The organism is Aeromonas sp. QDB14 (assembly GCF_027707845.1).
Classification (GTDB): Bacteria; Pseudomonadota; Gammaproteobacteria; order Enterobacterales; family Aeromonadaceae; genus Aeromonas; species Aeromonas caviae.
The window spans coordinates 1-1264 of record NZ_JAPCJD010000180.1 but is presented as its reverse complement, the minus strand read 5'-3'; the positions used below and the strand labels follow the sequence as shown (position 1 = coordinate 1264).

General features: G+C 53.2%; 2 protein-coding genes. Both read right to left on the bottom strand.

Translation table 11 applies throughout. From position 1 onward, the window contains the following. Nucleotides 1-68 precede the first annotated feature (68 nt). Complete coding sequence (locus PG887_RS22350; protein WP_270822939.1) at nucleotides 69-386, bottom strand: hypothetical protein; 318 nt, start codon at nucleotides 384-386, stop codon at nucleotides 69-71. Beyond that, nucleotides 383-1177 carry a DNA sulfur modification protein DndB gene (locus tag PG887_RS22345; RefSeq protein ID WP_270822940.1) on the bottom strand — a complete coding sequence of 265 codons (795 nt, stop codon included), beginning with the start codon at nucleotides 1175-1177 and terminating at the stop codon, nucleotides 383-385. Before PG887_RS22345 ends, PG887_RS22350 begins: the two co-directional genes overlap by 4 nt. Nucleotides 1178-1264: the final 87 nt, after the last annotated feature.

Below are 1264 nucleotides of genomic sequence, written 5' to 3'. Positions count from 1 at the left end.
GGCATGCAGTCGTGGCAAGCCCTCCGATGCCATATCGGCTCTTGAAGCTGGCTGAGGGTCATGGGTAATCAGGTTTCGATTTGATCCATGGTCCGAATGATCAAATCGACGACAACAGGGGTCTCGACCAGGGTGTCTGATGAAACGACAAAGACATCTTTGTGGCGCAGTTCAGGCGGTAGCCCCAGCAGTGCCAGATAGACCAGCGTCAGCACAGCAGAAGAGTCTTTACCTCCGCTATAACCAATGACCCAGGGACGTTTGTCTGCGCAATAGATACGTTGTACTTCAGCTACATACTCTGCCAGTGGGCGGCCGGCAAAGGGCTCGGTATTGATGAAATCTTCGTAATCGGCCAGATCATGGGCCTGAATCAAGGGGTTCATTGAGAGACAACCTGAGCTTCAAGTACCTTCTCCTCGGGAGTGAGGGGGAGGTTTAGTGAGGTTTTAAGTGCGTTGCAGGTAAGCTGGAGCGCGGTGGTTGACTTGCTTAGCTTGCCATGCGACATGGTTCTGCGAATCCATTCCGGGTTGGTTTTGCGCCAATCAATGGTCTTGAGCTTACCAAGGTCTGTTTGCCAGGTATCAGGATGCTCGCTTATCAAGAAGCGGCCGAGCATACCGAGAGCTTGCAAGCCGACCCCGTGAGCATGGACATACTCCTGCCGGAGTTGGGCGGGTGATACTTCTTTGCGACTGGCCATCTGCCAATCCGGCATCTGGTCGTAGACCGCTTTCCAATAGAGAGCCGCCAGCTTGGCCTCTTCATCTGTACAGCCCTCTTTAGGTCCCTTGCCCAGTAGGGCTCGGGTTGCCTGTTTGATGCTACTTAAGGTGAATAGCTTGCTGGAGAGCTGGGAGATGCTCGACTTTTCCATCTCAGTAAGCCCGACGAAGGGCTCCATGCTGGTAGCCAAATGGCGAGCAAGCTCAGAGCCTTGATCTCTATGGTCATAGAGCGTTGACAGTGACGGACTGGGTTTGACCGCGTACTTGTTGAGATCAGCAAACATTTGCTGGCTTCGGGTTAACCCTTCATCGACAAAGAACAAGACAGGGATGTTGTCCTGACCCAGTTCGGGGCGCTCTACCAACGCCTCTTCGATAGCTTTACGACGGTGCTGACCATCGTTGATCAGGATCTGTGCATCCATGGGCACTCGTAAAGTGCCCAGGTTGTTGGAGCCTGCATATTCCGGCCGATCATGAACACCAATTCCGATTCAACGTGAACACCATTTCCGGACCAATGTGAACGCTCA

Bases quoted from the DNA above. Each gene is read 5' to 3' on its own strand.
- PG887_RS22350 (WP_270822939.1), bottom strand. From the start codon at position 386: ATGAACCCCTTGATTCAGGCCCATGATCTGGCCGATTACGAAGATTTC.